The organism is Actinoplanes couchii (genome assembly GCF_016862075.1).
In the GTDB taxonomy this organism is placed as follows: domain Bacteria; phylum Actinomycetota; class Actinomycetes; order Mycobacteriales; family Micromonosporaceae; genus Actinoplanes; species Actinoplanes couchii.
This window is the reverse complement of record NZ_BOMG01000127.1, coordinates 1-18,184: the sequence shown is the minus strand read 5'-3', so window position 1 is coordinate 18,184 and position 18,184 is coordinate 1. Positions and strand designations below refer to the sequence as shown.

Genomic DNA, 18,184 nt, shown 5'->3' with positions numbered 1-18,184 from the left:
CATCACTACTCCTTCCAATACCGAGAGTGCTAGCCCCGCCGTCCGCCGCTATCGGAGATCGCCCCTCCCCCCGCCTGCTCGCGCCATTCATGCAGGCTCCGCCGACTGATCGTAACGTCCGGATGGTCAGGGCCGAGCACGCGAAGTTGATCAACGAGAATCTGCTCATATGCTGCCGCGGCACCCGACGGGTTCCCTGCCGTGCCTTGCAGATCAGCAATATTGGCCCGGGTGAGCAGGGTGTCCGGGTGTTCAGGTCCGAGCACCCGGGTTCGATCGGCGAGAAGCTGTCGGTGCGCTTCGATCGAGCCTGCGAGGTCACCGGCTTTGGCCCGCATGGTGGCGAGATTGCTGCGGGTCTTAAGGGTGCTCAGGTGCTCGGGGCCGAGTTCGCGCAGCTGGTTCTCGAGTACATCCTGAGCGTCAGTTATCGCGCCGGCCACGTCCACCAAGCCCTTCAAAAGGGCGAGGTTGTTGCGTACCACCATCGTTTCGAAGGCATCCGGACCCAGAACATGCTCGAAGTCGTCGAGCATCTGCTCATACTCGGCGGCGGCGCCGGCCGGACCGCCAGCCACACCCCGCCAATGGGCGTTATTTAAGCGAGCCACCAGGGTGAGGGGGTCAGACGGTCCCAGAATCCTATTCAGATCGGGTAGCAGTTGCCGGTAGGCGCTCACGGCGGCATCGGGGTTCCCCGACTCGCCTTGCGCCTGGGCGAGGTTATTGCGTGTTGCCAGCGTGAGGGGGTGCTCCGGTCCTTTCACCTCGATAAGCGCTGGGAGTAAAGCTGCGTTCGTGGCCACGGCTTCGGACGGGTTTCCCGCTCTGACCTGCCACCGTGCCATAAGGTGCCGCAAGTTCAAGGCACTTCCGGAATCGTGGTGGGGCATCCGGACGATGTCGGCGTGGAGCCGTTCGTACGCGGCCACGGCACCGACGGCGTCGCCGGACTCCCCGAGACTGCTCGCCGCTTGGGCCAAAACTGGGTGGATGTCCGGGTGCAGCAGCACCTCCTTGCCGTACCCGTACACAGTCGCGGCATTATCGCGCAACCGCTGAGCGTAGTCGCGATCGCTCGCGACCTGGGGCCACTCCTCAGCCAGCGCATCGGCGGCCGCCCAAGCAAGGTCAGTCAGTTCCTCGTCGGCCTTCGTCTCTCGCATCACTCGCTGCACCAGCGCGTGAACCATGACATTGCTGCTGTCGAGGGTCATCAGGTTGAGACGGTGCAGGCAACGCAGTGCGGAGTGGATCACGCCCGCGCCATTCACTTGTGTGTTAGAGCAATGGTGCGTGAGCCAATTGAGCGCGGCCTCGGTGGTGAATAGCGACGCAGGGATGCCGGCAGGGTGCAGCACGCTGGCCAGTTCCAGCACCGGCCGAGCTAGACCGGCCGGCCGGGCTCGGCCGGCCGGCTCCACGGACAGCGACAGGGTGACGGCAACCGTGCGCTGGTAGTCGTCCGGAAGACCGTTGGGATCCTCGGGGTCGGGCATCAAGTCGTCGAGGCGCACCCGGCGATCGGCCCAGCGTGTCCGGTACACCGAGCAGGGCACATGCTCATCGAGTAGGAACGCACTGGCCTGGCCCAGAGCCAGTGGCAGGCTTCCAAGGTCGGTGACCACGCCGTCGATGTCGTCGGCAAGGTCCGGGTGGCCTTCGAGCCGGGCTTGCAGGTATGCCGCCCCCTCAGCGGCGGTGAACGTGCCCATCTGCACAAGACGCTGATCCGGACCGTCGAGAGCCACACCGCGAAGGCGAGTGGTCAGCACGGTGCGACCGAGATCGCGGCTTGGGGGCCACAGCCCTTGAAGGTCAGCGCTGCGCTCAAGCGTGTCGAGCACGATCAGCCATCGCCGGTCAGTGGCGCTCAGCCAGCCGTGGAACTGGGCGGCATCCGCCTCCGCATCGGTGCCCTGCACGCCGGGCGCCGCGACCGCCAAACCGGCGCGGGCATAGCCGCCGAGGATTCCGGCCCGGGAGGTCGCCGAAATCCACACGAGCAGGTCGAGCTGCCTGTCGCGCCACAGCCGCTCGGCGAGGCTCACCGCAACCTGCGTCTTACCCACCCCGCCCATGCCCGATAGCAGCATGGTCGACCCACCCGGAACCGTCTCCTCCACCGCAGCGAAGTCGGCAATTCCCTCAAGAGACCGATCCTGGAAACAGTCAGCCAGCCGTGGTACCAGACCAACCCGCACCGGCCAGCTCACGTCTCTTGGCAGAATGACGTTCGTAGCGACTGTGCCGTAGTTATCCCGCAACGCGACGCTGCCCGTTCCGGATGCCTCGGTGCTGAAGTCCGCCGGCGGCGGATCCGGCCGAAGGAAGCTCATGGCTTCTTGCCCCGCCAACCCGTCACTCTGGTACGGATCTGGCCGTCGTTATCGCCGCCTACCGCGACTGAGCCCGCACCGGTCGCGTGCACTCCGCTGGCGGGGGCGGCAGGGGTGCCTTGAGGAGTGTCGACGTCAGACGCCTCGGCATCTATGGAGCCACTGCTGCTCCCTGTCACGGCTACCGAGGCCGGCCCGGACGAGGTGGTAGCGGGAGCTTCGGGGAGAGCCGGCGCGGTCCTACGCCAGGTCAGCCAGCTCAACGCGAAACCGGCGAACGTGAACAAGCACGAGGCGATGGATAGAATCTTCTCCGCGCGGTCCAGACCCTGCCGTGCCAGCAGGATGACACACACGGCCGTCGCCGCGATTCCCGCTATCGCCCCAGCTGCGGAGATCGCTATCCGTACTGGCTTCTTCATGGATCCATTATGACGGTTCCGCGCATAGCAATGGCCCGCTTGATGGGCAGTCGGCGGACAGTCCGTCCGCCCGGCACGGCAGGGGCCAGCGGGCCCGACAGGAACTGGCCATCCCGGTCGGGCTTGCAGCCCGTGTGCGAAGTAGGTGACCTCCAAATCGCCTCGGGGCGTGGTGGCGCTAGAGGTCCCTCGCGGTGCCCGGTCTTGGTGTAACAGGTTGAGGCTCGTCGAGCTTGGCCCGCAAGATCGTCCGTGTACATGAAGGAAACAGACGCGAGCAGTTGCACAACGATGACAAGAGTCGACAACCTACGCATTACGATCGCGCGACTCACGCACCTCAGAGCCTGGTGCGGCGGCGCAGCAGCATGATCAGGTAGATACCGCCGAGGAAACCGGTCATCGCGCCGACCGGGATCTGCTGGGGTGTCAGGACCCGCTGGGCCAGCATGTCGGCGGCCAGCAGCAGCACCGCCCCGACCAGCGCGGACACCACCGGCATCGGGGACGCCACCCGGGTGAGGCGGCGGGCCAGCTGGGGCGCGGCCAGGGCGACGAAACCGACCGGGCCGGCCGCCGCCACTGCGGCGCCGGTCAGCCCGATACCGACGGCGATGGCGATCAACCGCTGGTGGTCCGGGCGTACGCCCAGGGATTGGGCTTTGTCGTCCCCCATCTCCAGGATCGTCAGCCCGCGACCGTACCACGCCGCAAGCGGCAGCAGGGCGAACGTCAGGATCGCGCTCATCAGAAGGTGCGAGCCGCGCCCGTTGAGGCTGCCTACCAGCCACACCCCGGCGTTCTGCGCCTCGGTGATGCTCGCCCGGGTGAGCAGGAACGAGTTGACCGAGGTGAGGAACGCCGCCAGCCCGATGCCGACCAGGATCAGCCGCCGCCCGGTGCCGCCGGTCAGCACCGAGACCAGCGCGACCGCGAAACCACCGGCGACCGCACCGGCCCCGGCGGAGATCACCCCGGCCGGCAGCACCAGGATCGCGACCAGTGCCCCGGTCGCGGCGCCGCTGGTGAACCCGACGATGTCGGGGCTGCCGAGCGGGTTGCGGGTGACGCTCTGGAACAGCGCCCCGGCGGCCCCGAGCGCCGCCCCGACGATCAGCGCCAGCCCGATCCGGGGCCCGCGCAGCTCCCGCAGGACGAACAGCGTCCTACGGTCACCGTCCCCGATGAGCGCCGCCCACAGGTCGGCGAGCGGGATCGGCAGGGTGCCGGTGGCGACCGCGACCACGGCCAGCACCAGCGCGGTGGCGAGCAGCACGGTGACGACGACGGCCGGGCGCCTCACAGGTCCGCCACCTTCCGGGTGCGCGCCAGGGCGATGAACACCGGTGCTCCGATCAGGCCCATCACGATCGCGACCTCGATCTCGCCGGGGCGGGCGGCGATGCGGCCGAGCACGTCGGCGGCGAGGAGGACCAGAGGACCGAGGATTGCGCTGTACGCCAGGATCCAGCGCTGTCGCGCGCCGCAGATCAGGCGGGCCGCGTGCGGGACGGCCAGGCCGAGGAAGCCGATCGGGCCGACCAGCGCGGTGGCCGCCCCGCACAGCAGCGCGACGGCGGTCAGGCCCCACAGGCGGGTGCGGGCCGGGTTCGCGCCGAGGGCGGCCCCACTGTCGTCACCGAGCGCGATCACGTCCAGCACCCGGCCGACCCCGACCGCGATGACCAGGCCGGCCAGCAGTACCGGTCCGGCGTACCGCAGCAGGTCGAGGGTTTGATCGGCGAGTGTGCCGACGACCCAGAAGCGGTAGTGGTCGAACGCGTTCTGGTCGAGCAGGGTGATCCCGGCGACCAGGCCGGTGAGGGTGGCGGTGATCGCCGCGCCGGCCAGGATCAGGCTGTGCCCGAGTGCCATCACCAGGGCCGATGCGAGTCCGGCGCCGATCAGGGCCAGGATCAGCCGGGGTACGTCGCCGTCGGGCAGTCCGAGGACCACGCCGAGGACGACCGCGGCGGCGGCGCCCGCGTTGACACCGAGCAGTCCGGGGTCGGCGAGCGGGTTGCGGGTCAGGGCCTGCATGAGGGCGCCGGCCACGCCGAGGGCGGCGCCGACGCAGAGCGCCAGGATCGTGCGCGGGATCCGGACCGCCCAGACGATCTCGCCGGCCTCGCCCTCGCGGGTGCGCAGCGCGTGCAGCACCACGTCCCAGGACAGGTCCCGGGCGCCGATGGCGAGTCCGAGAACGATCGTCACCCCCAGCAGCAGCACGCAGGCTGCGAGTCCGGCTCGTCGTGTCATCCAAAGCACTCCGGTGGAACGTTCCATCTTTAAGTCAGGTTAGGCTACCCTAACGGCGGCACGCCCCCTTGATCAGCCCCCACGCGAAAGACACGACACATGTCTGCACTCAAACGCGCGCTCGCCGCGACGACACTTTTTCTCGCCCTCGCCGGCTGCGGCGATGCCGCCACGACACCGGAGTCCAGCGCCTCGGCAGCGGGTGACACCTTCCCGGTCACCGTCGACCACGCCTTCGGCAAGACCGTCCTCGAGGCGAAACCCGAGCGGGTCGTCGTGGTCGGCTACTCCGAACAGGACTACTACCTGGCGCTCGGCACGGTGCCGGTGGCGATCCGGGACTGGTACGGCGATCAGCCGTCCGCCACCTGGCCGTGGGCCCAGTCGTACCTCAAGGGCGCGAAGCCGACCGTGCTGCCCCGCGCCGACCTGGACTACGAGCAGATCCTGGGACTGGACCCGGACGTCATCGTCGGCGTCTCAGCCGGTCTGACCCAGGAACAGTTCGACACCCTCAACAAGATCGCGCCGACCGTGGCGCAGCCCAGCGCCGACGACCCGTGGGCCGTCACCTGGCAGGACAAGACCCGCAAGGCCGGCCAGATCCTCGGCAGGAGCGCCGAAGCCGAGAAGATGGTGACCGACCTGGAGACCCGGCTGGCCGCCGCGAGCACCAAATACCCGCAGCTCAAGGGCGCGTCCACGGTGTTCGCCTCCGGTTTCGAGGGCCAGTTCTACATCTTCAGCCCGAACGCCACCGGCAGTCAGGTGCTGCTCGACCTGGGACTGACCATGAGCGACGAGGTCGGCAAGCTGACCGACAACGCCAACGACTACTACACGATCAGCAAGGAACGCTTCGACCTGCTCGACGTCAAGGTCGCGGTCTGGTCCGAGGCGCCCGACGACGCGCTGATCAAGCAGCTGCTGGCCAACCCGCTCTACACCGACCGGGCCGTGCACAAGGAGGGCCGCGACGTCTTCCTCGGCCAGGAGGCCAACGGCGCGTTCTCGTTCTCCTCGGTGCTCAGCCTGCCCTACGTCATCGACACGATCGTCCCGGCGCTCGCCGCGGCGGTCGACGGCGACGTGGCCACCACCAGCGATTTCAGCGCCAAATGACCTGGCACGTGTCGGTTCTCGCGGTCCGTCCGGTCGGCTCACACTTCATCCGGGTCGAGGTGGGCGGTCCAGGCCTGGCTTCATTCCTTTCCTTGGGTACGCCCGACGAATCGGTCACGCTCTACTTCCCGCGAGCCGGCGAGTCCTCTCCCCCGCTGATGACCTGCATCGACGGGGTGTGGGGGTATCACGGTCTACCGAATGCGCCGATCGGCCGGAACTACACGATCCGGTCTGTCTCGCCCGACAGCCTGGTGATCGACTTCGCCCGGCACGGCACCGGTGTCGCGTCGAACTGGGCGGAGAACGCGTCACCCGGGGACGGCCTGGTGCTGTGGCGACAGCGGGGCTGGTACAAACCGCCGGCGAACACCGACTGGATCCTGCTGATCACCGACCTGACCGGGCTGCCCGCGGTGGCCCGGATCGTGGAACAGCACGACAGTCCGGTTCCGATCATGGTGCGGGCCGTCGAGGACGATCCCGCGTATCTTGACCATCCGCGTGTACTATCTGACGATTTCGAACCGCCGCCGGGCCGCGGTTACGTCTGGTTCGCCGGGGAGACCAGTGAGGCCCGCAAGGTCCGTTCACACTGGCGGGACGTGCACGGCTTCCAGCGGGACCAGATCACCGCGGTCGGCTACTGGCGGGCCGAGGCGGAGAACTGGGAACGCCGGTACGCCGCCGTCAGCACCGAGATCGAACGGTTCTACCAGGCTTGCGTCGACAACGGCGACTCGATCACCGTCGCCGGCGAGAAGGTGGAGGAGGAGCTGGCGCGCCGAGGACTGTAGAGCCCCGGCGGTGCACCGTCACCGGATGCTCGATCTCGCCACCCGGCTCGCCGGTGAGCAGCCCGTCCAGCAGCGCCGCACACCGGCGGCCCGCTTCCAGGGGGTCGATGTCGATCGCGGTGATCGGCGGCTGCCCCAGCCGGGCGGCGGTCGACTCGGTGCCGGTGGCCAGCTGGAAGTCCACGCCGACCGTCCGGCCGTGCCGTCGCAGGGTGGGCAGCACGGCCGGCGCGGTGTCCACCGGCCCGCAGACCAGCCCGTCGATCCCCGGATGCTCGGTGAGCAGCGTGTCGGCGACCGTGTCGAGCTGGGCCGGAGTCGGTATCCAGTCGACACTCCCGATCACCGGCGTGACCCCGTGCCGGGCACACCAGTCCCGGTAGGCCACACCCAGCTGCGCCGTCCAGTCCCCGGTCTCCGGCGGGATCATCAACGCCGGCCACCGCCCACCGGCGGCCCGCATGTCGTCCAGGACCGTGGTCAGCGCCGCCCGGTGATCACACCAGAGCACTATGTCCGGACTGCTCACCGAGGTTCCGAAGGGCCGCTCGAAACACACCGTGGGCAGGCCCGAGGCCAGCAGCGCGGCGATCGCCGGATCGGTCTCGTCCGGATCGGACAGGATCACCCCGTCCATCGGCGGCAGGGTGCTGCGGTCGGCGCCGCTGAGGATCACCGTGTCCCGGCCACGCGCGGACAGCGGCTCCATCACCCCGAACACGAACCGCATGTAGTACTCCGACAGCGACGGGTTGCCCGGCACGTAGACGCCGACCACCCCGGTCCGGCCGCCGCGCAGCAGCCGGGCCGCCCGGTTCGGTGCGTAGCCCAGCTCGGCGACCGCCGCGAGGACCTTCTCCCGGGTCGCCTCAGACGGGCGGCCGGTACCTGCCAGCACGTTCGACACGGTGGACTTGCCCACCCCGGCCCTGCGCGCCACGTCGTGCAGCGTCGGATTGCCCATCCCCGGATCTTTTCACTCCGGGCCGTAGAAGCGAGGATCGGACAGGTCGATCTCGAGCGTGTTGCGTTCGTTGTTGCTGTTGCGGTGGTTGTTGCTGAGGTACACCTTGTGCCCGTCGACGGTGGCCTTCTCGAACGGGTTCGAGTCGGTGAGTGCGACGACGAAGACGAGCGTGCCGTCCGGCTCCACGAGCGCGAACATGCCGTCGCTGCCCAGCGGGCCCTCGCCGTACCGGAGATGTCTGCCGTCCGGAAGTTCCACAGTCGAGTGATCGACCTTCATGGTGTCGTCCGGATTCTCCCGGGCCTGCCGGAGGACATCGATCGGGCCACCGAACGTGACCCGGGTGAGCTTGGTGCCGTCCGTGTCGAACTCGCGGCCGGTGTCGTCCGGCCAGTAGATGCCGTCACACGGCGCCTCTCCCCGCGACCACAGGGTCGTCACCCATCCCATCTCTTGATCCTTTGGTTTTCGGAGGGCGTCGCGGCGGGCCAGGGCCCGGTGCAGCCAGCGGTGCCGCTCGACCCGGACGACCTCGCCGGCCGGGTTGCGGACGACCACCGGCCAGGTCGTCACCCCGACCATCCGGAGCAGGTAGAAGCCGGGGACGAACACCAGCAGCACCGCGACCTCGAGCGGGAACAGCAAGAACGGCAGAATGCCGAAAGCGAGCAGCACGACGAACAACCAGACCACGAAGCCGATGGCACCACCGATCAGGTCATCGAAATCGAGCATGGCGAGATCCTCAGGGACCTCTATCCCACGAACACGCGGGCGCCAGGGCAACAACCTCAGCTCTGCGGTACGGATCCCGGTCATGTCCATCGAGGATCGCAGGACCGTGCCACCGCCGAGTGGTGGGTTCGGTGCGACTCGCGCCGAACCCACCGGACGGACCCGCCGTTGCTACTTACGGGTGATGTCGGCCTGGGTGACCTTGCAGTTGCTGTTGTTCCAGCCCTCGCCCAGGTACTTCGGCTCGCTGCCCTTGGCGACACCCTGGTACTGGCCGCAGACGGTGGCGCTGGAGCTGTTGGTCAGGGTGACCCGGGTGATGGTGGCGGTGTCGCCCCAGTTGGTGTTGATGCCGGCGACCATGTCGATGTCGTTGAGCAGCACGTTGTCGATCTTCACGTGCCGCTGGTACGAGTTGGTGCAGTTGCCGCAGCCCCGGTAGAGCTTGCCGGAGCCGCTCAGGTAGAAGCCGGAGATGTTGACGGTGCCGTTCCCGTTGTGCTGGAACGTCTTGTCACTGCCCGACCGGGCGCCGCCACCGATCACGTAGCTCGTACCGCCGCCGGTGCCCTTGAACGTGGCGGCGTCCTCGCCGATGTCGTTCCACCACACGTTGCGGATCGTGCAGGTGCCCTCGCAGTGCACGCCGTCGCCGGCCGGGGAGCCGATGATGACGTTCTGCAGGGTGCCGCCGTTGGCGATGGAGAACATCGGGTCCTGCGACTCGTTCTGCGAACCGTCACCGATGCAGCAGAACGTCTTCATGCCACCGTCGTAGACCCCGGACACCGGGACGGTGCCGGAGACCGACACGTTGCCCTGCGACGACGGCCAGGCGCCGGTCGGGGTGCCGGTGCCGCTGGTCGGGCTGGGGCTGGGCCCGGCGGTGGGGCTGGTCGTCGGGGTGGTGCCACCGCCGCTGGAGTACGTCTCGAACTCGGCGATCCGCGGCGCCGCCGACGCGCTGGTGATCTCGAACGTCAGCTTCTTCAGCGAGGTGGAGGTGAACGAGATGGTGCTCGGGCTGCCGCTGCCGCTGGTCAGCACCGAGCCGGAGTCGGCGTTGAGGACACGCCAGGCGCTGATGGTGCCGCCGCCAGAGGCCTGTTTGATGACCGCCGAGGACACCGTGGTGGCGCTGCTCCACTTGACCGAGACGTAGCCGGTGGTGCTGCCCGGCGCCCAGTAGGTGGCGGTGTTGCCGTCCCGGACGTTGCCGTAACTGGTGCCGCTGGCCTTGCTGGACCCGTCGGCGTCCCCGCCGAGGCTCAGGTTGTCGGCGGCGTAGGCGCTCCCGGCGGGCAGCGACAGCGCGATCGCGGCCGAGGCAGCCACGGTGGAGCCCGCGGCTATCCAGCGGAAGACGGTTGGTCTCCTCATCGGTGTCTCACTTCCATGTTGGGGATCGGAGCGCCTTCAAGCGGGGGGAAAGCGCTTTCCCCAGCACGATAGAGACTGATCGATGTTAAGCCAAGGTGTCTTCCGATTTACGGCACGCTCCGCCTACGCTTCCCCGCATGGAGCCGGCGATCACCTCCGGCGGCACGCCGGGACCACGTCTCGCCGACGAGTGGGCGGGGCTCGACAACAACGTGTACGGATCGTTCACCGGCTCCCCGCCCGCGAAGACCATCGCCGCGTCGTTCGCCGCCGCCGGGTGGCGGGTGCGGGCGAGTTCGTGGACGGACTTCGAGGTCGAGCGGGAGTGGGTGTGTCTCGAACTGCGCCAGCTCCCGGACACGGTGATCTTCAGCGGCGTGGTGGACCCGTCCCGGCTCGACGATCTCGGGACCGCTCTGGCCGCGGCCGGGCTGCGGTACTCCGTCGAGTTCTGGGACGGCGAACTGTCGCGGGCCCCGGACCGCACGATCCGGGGCGGCTGATCAGGCGCGGGACCACCAGTCGTACGGCCGCGGGCCCGGTTTGAAGCCGAAGGCGTCGGCCATCGCCACCGCGTCGGGGAAGCCGCGGGCCACGTCTTCGGGTGAGTGGGCGTCGCTGCCGAACGTGACCGCCGTGCCGCCCTCGTCGCGCCACCAGCCGAGGATCGTCGCGCTCAGCGGGATCGTCGTGTTGATCTCCAGGGCCCGGCCGCTGTCGGCCAGAGCGCGCAGCGCCGCTCGGAACTCCTCCTCGTACACGTACGGGTCGAAGGGGCCCGCGGACGCCGGCCAGCGGCGGACCGTGTAGTCGATGTGGGTCAGCGACTCGAAGGCGTCCGATCCGGCGACCAGGTTCGGGATCTCCCGCAGGTAGTCGCGCATCACCTGGTCGGCGGGCAGGAAGGCGAACGCCTTGTTGGCCTCGCTCAGCCCGTCCGGGGTGCTGACCGTGTGCAGCGAGCCGATGACCCGTTCGAAGTCGCCGCCGGCGAGGAGTTTCGCCACCTCGTCGGCGTGCCAGTGCGGCTCGCCCAGTTCCAGGCCGGTGAGGATGCGCAGGCTGGGGAACCGGTGCCGACAGCGGTCGACGGCGGCCAGGTAGCCGTCGACGTCCAGCGGCGGGGCGGTGAAGTCGGTCCAACTGGTGAGATCGAGGTGTTCGGTGAACGCCAGCGCGGGCAGGCCGATCTCGACCGCGCGGGCGCAGGTCAGGACCATGTCGGCGCCGCGCCGGCCGGCGTCCCAGGACCATTCGCTGTGTACGTGACCGTCGGCGGGCAGAACGGGGAACGTCAAGGCAGTCCTTCCGGAGGGTGACAGCGGTGCAGGCCCGCCGTTGGGCTGCCCGGCCCATGATAGGCGGGGCGATCTACGCTGAGGTCATGCCCTACCTGCGGATCGGAGAATCCGACATGTATTCGGAGATCACCGGCGACGGCGAGCCGGTCCTGCTGCTGCACGGCGGCTGGTGTTCGCTGGAGTCGTTGCGGGCCCAGTCGGACGCCCTGATCAGCGACCATCGGGTGGCCGCGTTCGAGCGCCCGGGGCACGGGCGGACGGCGGACATCGACGGGGATTACGACTATCCGGGGATGGTCGCCGACACGCTCGCCTATCTCGGCACGATCGGTGTGCCGTCCGCTCACATCGTGGGATACAGCGACGGGGCGATCATCGGGCTGCTGCTGGCGCTCGACCATCCGGAGCGGGTCCGGTCGCTGACCGCGATCAGCGCCAACCTGGACCCGTCGGGTTTCACCGACTCACCCGGAACCGTGCTGAAACCGCCGCGGCGGGCGAAAGAGGAAGGGCCGGATCGGGAGCGGATGCACTACGACCGGCTGTCCCCGGACGGGCCGGAGCACGCCGACGTCGTGCTGGCGAAACTGTTCCGGCTGTGGACCACCGAGCCGCACATCAAGCCTGCGGATCTGGCCCGGATCACCGCGCCGGTGCTGGTGATGGCCGGTGACCGGGACACCGTCCGGCCGGACCACACCCTGCTGATCGCGGCGTCGATCCCCGGCGCCCAGCTGTGCCTGGTGCCGGGGACCTCACACGCGCTCGTGGCCGAGCGACCGGAACTGATCAGTGCCCTGATCGAGGACTTTCTACGTTCGGCGCAGTAGCCAGACGAAGTAGGGCGCCCCGATCAGCGCCATCATCAGCCCGGCCGGGATCTGCGAGGGCGCGATGACCGTACGCCCGAGGGTGTCGGCGACGCAGACCAGTAGGCCGCCCAGCAGCATGGCCACCGGGATGATCCGGGCGTGCCGGACGCCGACGAGACTGCGGGCGATGTGCGGGGCGACCAGCCCGACGAACCCGACCACGCCGACGGCGACGACACTGACCGCGGCCGCGAACGCCGCGATCACCAGGAGGGTGAAACGGGTGCGTTCCCGGCGTACGCCGAAGATCCTCGGGGTGTCCTCGTCGATCGACAGCAGGTCCAGCTGACGGGTCATGCCCAGGACCACCGGGGTGGCCACGAGCAGCACCACCAGCACCGGGACCACGTCGGCGAAGGTCCGCCCGTAGGTGGTGCCGGACAGCCAGGTCAGGATCCGCGGGGTGTCCCACGGGTCGGCGCGCAGCAGCAGGAACGTGCTGATGTCGCTGAGCGCGTACCCGCAGCCGATGCCGATCAGCAGGAACCGGTCCGGCAGCAGGCCGCCGCGCCAGGCCAGCAGGGCGATCAGCGCGAACGTGGCGAGCCCGAGGACGACCGCGGTGACGATCAGCACCGGTCGCCCACCGGCGATCCCGGAGGTCACCACGATCACCGCGCCCAGGCCGGCGCCGGCGGTGATGCCGAGCACGCCCGGTTCGGCCAGGGGGTTGCGGACGGTGCCCTGCACCACGGTTCCGGCCAGGGCCAGGGCCGCGCCGGCGACGACGGCGGCCGCCACCCGGGGCGCCCGGTCGTCCAGGGCCAGGTCGATCAGGTTCGGTGCGGTGCCCTGCAGCCACAGCATGATGTCGCCGGTGCGCAGCCATCGGGTTCCGGAGAGCAGGCCGGCGACGAACGCCCCGGTCAGCAGTGCCGCCGCGGTGATCGTGACGGTCAGGAACCGGCGGCGGGAACGGACCGCGACCTGGGCGCGGGGCGCCTCGCGGGTGTTGCCGACGTCGCGCAGCCGGAGTGCGAGCAGCACGATGACCACCGCGCCGAGCAGCGACGTCGGGATGCCGGTCGGGATCGACGCGGCGGCCTGTGCGCCCATCACCGCGCGGAGCACGGCGTCGGCGAGCAGCACCAGCAGCGCTCCGGCCAGGCCGGCCGCCGGGATCAGGAAGACGTGCCGGTTCAGGGCGCCGATCCGGGCGGCGGCCAGCCGGACCACGACCGGGGCGGCCAGGCCGACGAACGCGATCGGGCCGGCCAGCGTCACCGAGATGCTGGTCAGCAGCACCGCGCAGAGCACCGCGAAGATCCGGGTGGTCTGCACCGGCACGCCCAGGGAGGCGGCGGTGTCGTCACCGAGGCCGAGCACGTCCAGGCGCCGGGCCAGCAGCAGCGCGGCGATCAGGGTGACGATGACGACCGGGGCGGCCCGGGTGGCGGCGTCCAGGTTCAGCTGGGCCAGCGAGCCGCTGCCCCACGCGTACAGGCCGGTGGTGCTCTCCTTGAAGAGGATCAACAGCATGGCGCTGACCGCGTCGAAGGCCATCGCCACCGCTGATCCGGCCAGGATCAGCCGGGTGGTGCTGATGCCGGAGGCGGCGCCGACCAGACCGAGCACCAGGGCGGCGGCGATCAGGCCACCGGCGAACGCCACCGCGCCGGACGCCCACAACGGCACGGCCAGGCCGAACGCGGCGACCACGCAGAGCGCGAGGTAGGAGCCGGCGGTGACGGCCAGGGTGTCCGGGGCGGCCAGCGCGTTGCGGGTGACCGACTGCAGCAGCGCCCCGGCCGCGCCGAGCGCCACGCCGACCGCGATGCCGGCCAGCATCCGGGGCAGGCGGGAGCCGGTGAGCACGTCGGTGATCGGCACGCCGCCGACGTCCTCGCGGGCGCCGAGCAGCGAGCGCAGCAGATCCCAGAAGCCGACACCGGAGGTGCCCTGGGTGATGTGCCAGAGACCGATCAGGATCACCACGACGAGCAGGGCGGCCAGCACGGCCGCCCCGCCCACGCCGCGCCCGGTCCGGGCAGTCCGCCCGGTCTCGGCGACGCGGGTGTCGGTCACTTCGTGGTCAGGATGTTCACGTAGGCGTCGATCGCCTCTTCGTTGGACTTCGGGCCACCGGCGCCCCAGACACCGGCCGGGAACGGGTACGCGCGGCCCTCGGTGACGGCGGGCAGCTTGGTCCAGATCGAGCTCTTGGTCAGTTCCTTGACGTAGCTGTCCGGGGTCTCGTCGTCGCCGTAGAAGAAGGTGGCGTTGCCGACGGCGGTCAGGCCCTCGATGTCGGTCTGGGCGAGACCGTAGGACGGGTCGACACCGCCGCTGCCGTACGCCGCGTTGATCTGATCGGTCCAGGCCGGAGTGAGACCGAGCTGCTCGCCGAGTTCGGTGAAGAGCGCACCCTTGCCGTACGGGCGGATGACGACGTTGCCGCCCTCGATCCAGCCGTCGAAGAACAGGAAGTCCTTCTTGGTCACGTTCGCCGCGGCGACCTTCGCCTTCGCCCCGGCCAGGTGCTCGTCGAACTGCTTCAGGACCAGATCGGCCCGCTCGGTACGCCCGGTGGCCTGCCCGATCATCGAGAAGACCTTCTTCATGTTCGCGATCTGGCCCTTGGCGTCGGCGCCGACCGTGGCGAGCACCGGCACCCCGCGCTTCTCCAGCTTGGTGATCACCTCGTCGTCGGCCTTGAACGCCTCGACGATGATCAGGTCCGGGTTCGCCCCGTAGAGCGCGTCCAGGTCGGGCTCGCCGCGTTCGCCGGTGTCGACGGCGTCGGCGGGCAGCTTCTCGGCCTTGACGTAGGTGCCGTACCCGGCCTTGTCGGCGACCGCGACCGGGTTGAGGCAGAGGGTGAGCACGTCCTCGGTCTGCTGCCACTCCAGGACGGCGACCCGGGCGGCCGGCTTGGCGAGTTCGACCTTGCGGCCGACACCGTCGGTGATCGAGACCGGTGCGGTCGACGTGGTCGTGGTGTCGTCGGCGCAGGACTGCGACGTGGGGGCGGCCGAGCTGACGGCGGCCGGTTCGACCTCGGTGGTTCCGCAGGCGGTCAGGGCCACCGCGGTCAGGGCGGTTGCGGCAACGAGACGGATCATGCTTTTTCCTCTACCGGTTGTTTCCTGGTGCGGGCCGGGTGCCGTCCGATCGGATCGATGCGGAGGCGCCCGGTACGGGGATCGGTCTCGACCTCGACGGGCAGGCCGTAGACCTCGCTGATGTTCGCGGCGGTGAGCACCTCGTGGGGAACACCTGCCGCGTGAATGCGCCCGGCGCTCATCAGCAGCAGGGTGTCGGCCACCCGGGCGGCGTGGTCGAGGTCGTGCAGGACGATGCCGACGGCGACACCGCGGTCGTCGGCGAGGTCGCGGACCAGGTCGAGGGTCTCGATCTGGTACCGCAGGTCGAGATGGTTGGTGGGTTCGTCGAGCAGGACGACGCCGGTCTCCTGGGCCAGGCAGGCGGCCAGCCAGACGCGCTGCATCTCCCCACCGGACAGCTCGCCGACGGACCGGCCGGCCATCTCCTGTACGCCGGTGACGGTCATCGCGGTGTCGACGGCGGACCGGTCTTCCGGGGACGGCCCGGCGAACCGGCGCCGGTGCGGGTGCCGGCCGAACGCGACGACCTCGCTGACGGTCAGCCCGTGCGGGGCCTGCCGGGACTGCGCGAAGAGGGTGACCCGGCGGGCGAACTCGCGGGCGCTGAACGCCGACACCGCGCCGTCGGCCTGGGTCACCTCGCCGTCGTCGACCTTGTGCAGGCGGGCGAGGGCGCGCAGCAGGGTGGACTTGCCGCTGCCGTTGGGGCCGATCAGGGCGGTCACCCGGCCGGGCGTCAACTCGACCGAGACGCCGTGGACCACCGCCGTCCTCCCGTAGCGAAGCAGCAGTCGCTCGCCGCGTAAGAAGGACATTCATCACTCCGAATTAGGTTTGCCTTGCCTAACGGAGGCTAGATGACCGCGCTCTAGGTCTGCAATCCGGCAGTCTGGACACCCGATACGGGATTCCGGACACCGAGGCGGCCGGGCGTCACCTTCATCACCCGGCTGAACGCGGCGATGAACGTGCTCGGCTGGGCGTACCCCAACCGCTCCGACACGGTGGCCACCTCCGCGCCCTCGGACAGCAGAGCCAGAGCCTGATGAATACGCAACGACTGCCGCCACTGCGCGAACGACAGGCCGGTCGCCCCACGGAACGCCCGCGTGATGGTCCGGTCGCTCAGCTCCAGATGCGCCGCCCACTCCAGCAGGCCACGGTCGTCGGACGGGTCGGCGAGCAGCGCCTCGGCGATCGGGTCGATCCGCGGATCCCCCGGCAGTTCCAGCGCGAACTGCTGCTCCGACGGTTCCAGCACATCGAAGACCACGGCTTCGGTACGGGCCCGCTCCCCCGCCTCCAGCCCGGTACCGGCCAGCCGGGCCAGCAGCGACTCCAGCAGCATGGTCATGGTGATCAGAGTCGGCCCGGGGAACGCGACGGGCGTCCGGTCCGGGGCGAAGAACGCGTCGTGCAGCACCGCCGCCGCGGTCAGCCGGCCGCCATGCACCACCCCGGCGGGCAGCCACAGGCCGAACCCGGGCGGCACCGTGACGATCCGGTTCCCGATCCGCGAGGTCAGCGTCCCGCGGTGCACCCACACCAGCTCGTGCATCGGATGCGAGTGCGGCGTCCAGTCGGTGGCGACCCCGGGCACCTCGGACTCGGCGTAGATCGTGAGCGAACCCACATCACCGGGCGGCACCGACACGGCCCGCCGGACCACCGTGCCCGGATCCCGCCGCCACGTGCCGAGGCTCAACTCCGCGGGGGTCGATGGATTCATGCGGCCGAGCGTAGACGCGGCCGGCCGCTCACTACGCTGAGGTCATGACGACACTTGCCGGACGTACGATCGCGGCTCTGCGCAGTGAGCACGATGCCCTCGCCGCTCTTGTTCCCGGGCTCGGCGACGACCAACTGACCGGCCCGTCCGGAGCCGCCGACTGGACCGTCGCCGACGTCCTGTCGCACCTGGGCAGCGGCGCCGAGATCACCCTGGCCGGGTTCCGGGCCGCGGTGGGCGAGGCCGATGCGCCCGCCGCCGACTTCAACCAGAGCGTGTGGGACAGGTGGAACGCGCTCAGCCCGCAGCAGCAGGCCAGCGGCTCGATCGCGTCGGACCAGGCCCTGGTCACCGCCCTGGAGTCGGTTCCGGCGGACCGGCACGAGGAGCTGACGGTCCGGACGTTCCTGCCCGAGCCGGTGCCGTTCGCGGCCTTCGCGGCGCTGCGGCTCAGCGAGGTCACCAACCACGTCTGGGACGCCCGCGCCGGTCTCGACCCGCAGGTGACGCTGCTCCCCGGCTCGGCGGACGTGCTCGCCGAGCACCTCGCCGGTGGCCTGGGCTTCCTGCTCGGATTCATCGGCAAGCCGAAGGAGGCGCCGGAGCCCGCGGTGATCGAGATCAGCGGCACGCCGTACCGGATCGTCGTGGCCGACGCGGTCCGGCTCACCACCGAGACGCTGCCGGTGACCGCCACGTTCACCGGTTCGCTGGAGGCGGCGCTGCGGCTGCTCTACGGGCGGCTCGCCCCGGCCCACACGCCGGACGGCACCGACGTGACCGGCAACATCACGCTCGACCAGCTGCGGGCGGTATTCCCGGGCTTCTGACCCGGACGCCTCAGCGCCACCGGTCGGCAACCGAACTCAAAGAGTGTGAGCGAGGTGCTGTACGCCAGCGCGCGCACCCGGGTGGTGCGCTCCGGGGACATGGTGCAGAAACAGCCTCTCGGGCCGGATGCGGCCGGACGGCTGGACAACGAGCGGGCGATGCTGCGGCTCCTCGACGGCGTGCCGGGGGTGCCGCGGCTCGACGACCGGCAGTTGCCCGGGACGCTGGTGACCGCCTGTGTGCCGGGCACCGTGCTCAACGAGCTGCCGATGCCGTGGGAGCACGGCCAGCTGATCGAATTCGCCGGTCAGCTGGCCGGGATCCTCGGCGCGATCCACCGCCGTGGTGTGGTGCACCGCGACGTC

17 protein-coding genes are annotated in these 18,184 nt (G+C 69.9%); 6 read left to right on the top strand and 11 right to left on the bottom strand.

What is annotated here, in order from left to right; translation table 11 throughout:
• Nucleotides 1-29: 29 nt before the first annotated feature.
• The 3 genes from Aco03nite_RS48955 to Aco03nite_RS48945 all read right to left on the bottom strand — a co-directional run bounded on the left by Aco03nite_RS48955 (nt 30) and on the right by Aco03nite_RS48945 (nt 5,020).
• Complete coding sequence (locus tag Aco03nite_RS48955; RefSeq protein WP_203809439.1) at nt 30-2,339, bottom strand: tetratricopeptide repeat protein; 2,310 nt, start codon at nt 2,337-2,339, stop codon at nt 30-32.
• A 762-nt stretch (nt 2,340-3,101) separates the two neighbouring features.
• Nucleotides 3,102-4,064 (bottom strand): FecCD family ABC transporter permease, encoded by a 963-nt coding sequence (locus Aco03nite_RS48950; RefSeq protein ID WP_203809437.1) that lies wholly within the window; start codon nt 4,062-4,064, stop codon nt 3,102-3,104.
• A complete protein-coding gene (locus tag Aco03nite_RS48945) occupies nt 4,061-5,020 on the bottom strand; it encodes a FecCD family ABC transporter permease (RefSeq protein WP_239146063.1) in 960 nt (319 codons plus the stop codon). Before Aco03nite_RS48945 ends, Aco03nite_RS48950 begins: the two co-directional genes overlap by 4 nt.
• Before the next feature lie 99 nt (nt 5,021-5,119).
• On the opposite strand from Aco03nite_RS48945, the gene Aco03nite_RS48940 reads away from it, so the two are divergent.
• Both Aco03nite_RS48940 and Aco03nite_RS48935 read left to right on the top strand, forming a co-directional pair.
• Entirely contained in the window at nt 5,120-6,142 is a 1,023-nt protein-coding gene (locus Aco03nite_RS48940) for an iron-siderophore ABC transporter substrate-binding protein (RefSeq protein WP_203809435.1), read from the top strand.
• A complete protein-coding gene (locus tag Aco03nite_RS48935; protein WP_203809433.1) occupies nt 6,139-6,939 on the top strand; it encodes a siderophore-interacting protein in 801 nt (266 codons plus the stop codon). Before Aco03nite_RS48940 ends, Aco03nite_RS48935 begins: the two co-directional genes overlap by 4 nt.
• On the opposite strand, the gene Aco03nite_RS48930 is transcribed toward Aco03nite_RS48935, so the two are convergent.
• From Aco03nite_RS48930 to Aco03nite_RS48920, 3 genes are all read right to left on the bottom strand, one after another.
• Entirely contained in the window at nt 6,887-7,903 is a 1,017-nt protein-coding gene (locus Aco03nite_RS48930; RefSeq protein ID WP_203809431.1) for a LacI family DNA-binding transcriptional regulator, read from the bottom strand. The genes Aco03nite_RS48935 and Aco03nite_RS48930 overlap by 53 nt on opposite strands.
• 12 nt (nt 7,904-7,915) lie before the next feature.
• The gene (locus tag Aco03nite_RS48925; protein WP_203809429.1) at nt 7,916-8,641 is read right to left on the bottom strand and encodes a hypothetical protein; all 726 of its coding nucleotides are present in this window, start codon (nt 8,639-8,641) and stop codon (nt 7,916-7,918) included.
• 171 nt (nt 8,642-8,812) lie between these two features.
• Nucleotides 8,813-10,021 (bottom strand): pectate lyase, encoded by a 1,209-nt coding sequence (locus tag Aco03nite_RS48920; RefSeq protein WP_203809427.1) that lies wholly within the window; start codon nt 10,019-10,021, stop codon nt 8,813-8,815.
• Between the two features lie 137 nt (nt 10,022-10,158).
• On the opposite strand from Aco03nite_RS48920, the gene Aco03nite_RS48915 reads away from it, so the two are divergent.
• Nucleotides 10,159-10,524, top strand: a complete 366-nt coding sequence (locus Aco03nite_RS48915) for a hypothetical protein (RefSeq protein WP_203809425.1) — start codon at nt 10,159-10,161, stop codon at nt 10,522-10,524.
• On the opposite strand, the gene Aco03nite_RS48910 is transcribed toward Aco03nite_RS48915, so the two are convergent.
• Nucleotides 10,525-11,319 carry a PHP domain-containing protein gene (locus Aco03nite_RS48910; protein WP_239146062.1) on the bottom strand — a complete coding sequence of 265 codons (795 nt, stop codon included), beginning with the start codon at nt 11,317-11,319 and terminating at the stop codon, nt 10,525-10,527.
• Nucleotides 11,320-11,405: 86 nt separating this feature from the next.
• Between Aco03nite_RS48910 and Aco03nite_RS48905 the strand changes: the two genes are divergently transcribed.
• Entirely contained in the window at nt 11,406-12,152 is a 747-nt protein-coding gene (locus tag Aco03nite_RS48905) for an alpha/beta fold hydrolase (protein ID WP_239146061.1), read from the top strand.
• On the opposite strand, the gene Aco03nite_RS48900 is transcribed toward Aco03nite_RS48905, so the two are convergent.
• Genes Aco03nite_RS48900 through Aco03nite_RS48885 form a run of 4 tightly spaced genes read right to left on the bottom strand, consistent with a single transcriptional unit; the run spans nt 12,135 to nt 16,988 of the window.
• A complete protein-coding gene (locus Aco03nite_RS48900; protein ID WP_203809424.1) occupies nt 12,135-14,219 on the bottom strand; it encodes an iron ABC transporter permease in 2,085 nt (694 codons plus the stop codon). The two genes, Aco03nite_RS48905 and Aco03nite_RS48900, sit on opposite strands and share 18 nt — an antisense overlap.
• Nucleotides 14,216-15,256, bottom strand: a complete 1,041-nt coding sequence (locus tag Aco03nite_RS48895; protein ID WP_203809422.1) for an ABC transporter substrate-binding protein — start codon at nt 15,254-15,256, stop codon at nt 14,216-14,218. The genes Aco03nite_RS48900 and Aco03nite_RS48895 overlap by 4 nt, the downstream gene beginning before the upstream one ends.
• Nucleotides 15,253-16,074, bottom strand: a complete 822-nt coding sequence (locus tag Aco03nite_RS48890; RefSeq protein WP_203809420.1) for an ABC transporter ATP-binding protein — start codon at nt 16,072-16,074, stop codon at nt 15,253-15,255. Before Aco03nite_RS48890 ends, Aco03nite_RS48895 begins: the two co-directional genes overlap by 4 nt.
• A gap of 53 nt (nt 16,075-16,127) precedes the next feature.
• Entirely contained in the window at nt 16,128-16,988 is an 861-nt protein-coding gene (locus tag Aco03nite_RS48885; protein WP_203809418.1) for a helix-turn-helix domain-containing protein, read from the bottom strand.
• Between the two features lie 44 nt (nt 16,989-17,032).
• Between Aco03nite_RS48885 and Aco03nite_RS48880 the strand changes: the two genes are divergently transcribed.
• Both Aco03nite_RS48880 and Aco03nite_RS48875 read left to right on the top strand, forming a co-directional pair.
• Nucleotides 17,033-17,818: a maleylpyruvate isomerase family mycothiol-dependent enzyme gene (locus Aco03nite_RS48880; protein ID WP_203809416.1), complete on the top strand. Its 786-nt coding sequence runs from the start codon at nt 17,033-17,035 to the stop codon at nt 17,816-17,818.
• A gap of 45 nt (nt 17,819-17,863) precedes the next feature.
• Nucleotides 17,864-18,184: hypothetical protein (locus tag Aco03nite_RS48875; protein ID WP_203809414.1), on the top strand; the 321-nt coding region annotated here is incomplete at its 3' end.